This window comes from Paenisporosarcina sp. P4_E4_2 (assembly GCF_056401595.1).
On record NZ_JBFUJC010000369.1, the window covers coordinates 1 to 3,016 of the forward strand.

Here is a 3,016-nt window from a genome sequence, read left to right on the forward strand (position 1 = left end):
GCTTTTTCTTCAGATGTAGTTTCTTCAGATTTAGTTCCTTCAGTCGTTGTAACTTTTTTCTCTTCATTGTCTTCAGTACAAGCTGCAAGAACTAAAGAAAGTGAAGCAATAAGCAATAATAGTTTTTTCATCATTCAATCTCCTTTAATCTTGGGAATATTTAGTTATATTACCATAGCTAAACTTTACTGTAAAGGAGTTGCCAAATAGTCAGCCGTTTAGTAACGATTTAATCAACGATCTTATAAAGCCCGATTCAATCACTGAACCGAAGGGTTTTGTTCAGAAAACCAGGAGTTAATGAATACCCTATATTTACAGTGTTTTGTGAGGGTTAACTCTTTAATTAATGTTCAAGAACTCGTTCAATAATCTAAGTTCTGTAATCTATACGACAGATAAGTATAGGTACACGATTAAATCTTGGCCATAAGAAAAAGCCGCCTTGTATAGGCTGCCGGTTATTCAACTAAAGCACCCGTTAGTTGAATAAGAAAACTAAACAAACAATTGCTCCAGTAACCCTATAAACAAGATTGATATTATAACAGTTGCTATTGAAATTAATATCTTATTTCCCAACCTAATATTCTCGAATCGTCTATATATCTTATTTACTACTCGGTAAACGATTATGATGATAGGTAACTTTATACATATTGCTATTAAATCAACAGAAGTAAATGGTTTACTTATGTATTTATCAAAGGGAATGTTGAATACAAAAAGTGCTGAAAATAAGATGAATTGATAAATACAAAATTTTACATAATTCAAAGGTGATTACCTCTATTCAATGGCTATTAATATCCTTTAAAGGATACTTTTATATTTAGTATATTTCATCAGGGAATTTTCCCCTCCCCCCCCTATTCGTTACTTTGTCATACTGAAAGAAACGTCTTGGTACTTCCTTATTTGGCTTTCCAGACCGACGATATCCCATCACCATAAAAAATGTTGTTCCGCTAACTTTTTACAAATGTAATTCGTAAAATATCCTGCATCCAATGCTACTGCTTCTACCTGAAACCCAAATTTCTGTACTTGTGCTTTAAGGAGTGCCAATTACGGCTCGGATCTGCCACATTTCCGGCAGTGATATAGGTAATCTGTGATGATATTGAATTTCGCATCCACCTTATGGTGAATGGTGGTCCAGATAATGGAATCCTTTCGGTTTTTCATCCAGCAAAATAATTTGATAAGCATAGCATAGCTAAAAAACGGAAAGAATAATAGCAACTAGAAGGTCGAGGCGAGGAGTATTTTAAGATGAGTTTCTTTAAAAAAACTTCATTACACAATTATCATATCAATGAAAGCGATCAACAACTTACTAATGATATTAAAAAAAATATACATACAATCCGAGAATATCTTTGTCAAACAGAAGACTTGATGGTTAAAAAAATGATGTTTAATAACAAGGGTTGCACTATTCTTTTTCTAGATTCGATGGTGAAAAAAGATATTCTTCAATCTTCTGTTATAGGTCCTATTTTGGAAATGAAATCAGGAGAAATTCAAAATGTAGTGAAGGCTACTGAATTGAAATGTTCTTCAAAAATTTCAGAAGTAGGGGCAAGTTTATTAGAAGGTTTCTGTACTATTTTATTAGAAAATGATGCGATTGCAAAGTCAGTAGCTCTAGGAGAAATTGCAGAGCGTTCTATAGAAGAACCAGTTAATGAACGGAGTATTATAAGTTCTCATGATGGGTTTGTCGAAAATTTAGGTACTAATATTCTACTTTTGAGAAGGAGAATAAAAAGCCCTCAATTAAAAGTAAAATTTTTCACTTTAGGAAAAATTACAAATACGAAAGTAAGTATGGTATTTATAGAAAATCTTGCAAATAAAAAAATTCTAGAAGAAGTTGAACGAAGAATTACTTCTATTGAAGTCGATCAACTACTTTCAATTGGCGAAGTAGAGGATTACATTGAAGACAATCCTTATACTCCTTTTCCTCAAATGTTGTCTACTGAAAGGCCTGATAGAGCTGCGTCGTACTTAACCGAAGGGAAAATCATATTACTTGTTGATGGTAGTCCTAGAATTTTAATTATGCCAATTACTTTTTTTGCGTTTTACCAATCGCCTGACGATTATAATAGTCGTTGGCTAGTAGGTTCTTTTTTCCGATTTATTCGCTTCTTTAGTTTTATCATTGCTATCAGTTTGCCGGCAATTTACATTGCCACCGTTTCTTTTCATTCTGAAGTACTTCCAATTGGAATTTTATATTCCATCAGGGTTTCATTAGAATACGTCCCCTTTCCTCCTTTAATAGAAGCTTTTACGATGCAAATCATTCTTGAGTTACTAAAAGAAGCTTCCATTCGTTTACCTACTCCGATTGCTCACACAATTGGTATTGTGGGGGGGCTTGTAATTGGTACAGCAGTAGTGGAAGCGAATTTAGTTTCTAATACGATGATTGTTGTAATTGGACTCACTGCCATAGCTTCATTCATATCACCAGTAAATGAAATGGGAACCAGTGCTAGGTTATTGGGGTTTCCTGTCATGATAGCCGCATCATTGTTCGGTTTTTTTGGAATTGTACTTGCATTAATGGTGCTTGTTATTCACCTATGTAAATTAGAATCCTTTGGTATGCCTTACTTTGCGCCATTCGCACCTTTTAACATAGTGGACATAAAAGATACATTCGTGAGACTCCCTTTTTGGAAGCTTAACACACGACCAACAGACTCCAAGCCCGTATACAAAAAACAACAATGGCATACAAGGGGATGGAAGAAGAAGTGATTACTGAAAAAATATCAATAACTAAGTTTCAGTTGTTTTTTGTATTAATTCAAAGTCAGATTGGTATTGGTCTTTTTTCTTTACCAAATGTTGTCCAAGAATCAGCAAAAGGGGACTCGTGGATATCGATCATTTTAGCAGGGATAGTTGTCCAATTCATGTTGGTTGTATATTGGTTATTATTAAAAAGATTTCCAAATGATACATTTACAAAAATAACCCAGAAAATCCTTGGACG

2 protein-coding genes and 1 pseudogene are annotated in these 3,016 nt (G+C 33.8%); 2 read left to right on the top strand and 1 reads right to left on the bottom strand.

What is annotated here, in order from left to right; genetic code table 11:
* Nucleotides 1-871 precede the first annotated feature (871 nt).
* Nucleotides 872-1,198 (bottom strand): annotated as a pseudogene (locus AC1DSB_RS17225) (IS5/IS1182 family transposase); the annotation flags it as partial.
* Nucleotides 1,199-1,275: 77 nt separating this feature from the next.
* Here AC1DSB_RS17225 and AC1DSB_RS17230 point away from each other — a divergent pair.
* Entirely contained in the window at nt 1,276-2,778 is a 1,503-nt protein-coding gene (locus tag AC1DSB_RS17230; protein ID WP_477587199.1) for a spore germination protein, read from the top strand.
* On the top strand, nt 2,763-3,016 hold a 254-nt coding region (locus AC1DSB_RS17235), incomplete at its 3' end, for a GerAB/ArcD/ProY family transporter (RefSeq protein ID WP_477587200.1). The genes AC1DSB_RS17230 and AC1DSB_RS17235, both read left to right, overlap by 16 nt.

Excerpts from the sequence above, each read along its gene's own strand:
- AC1DSB_RS17230 (WP_477587199.1), top strand. The coding sequence starts at position 1,276 with ATGAGTTTCTTTAAAAAAACTTCATTACACAATTATCATATCAATGAA.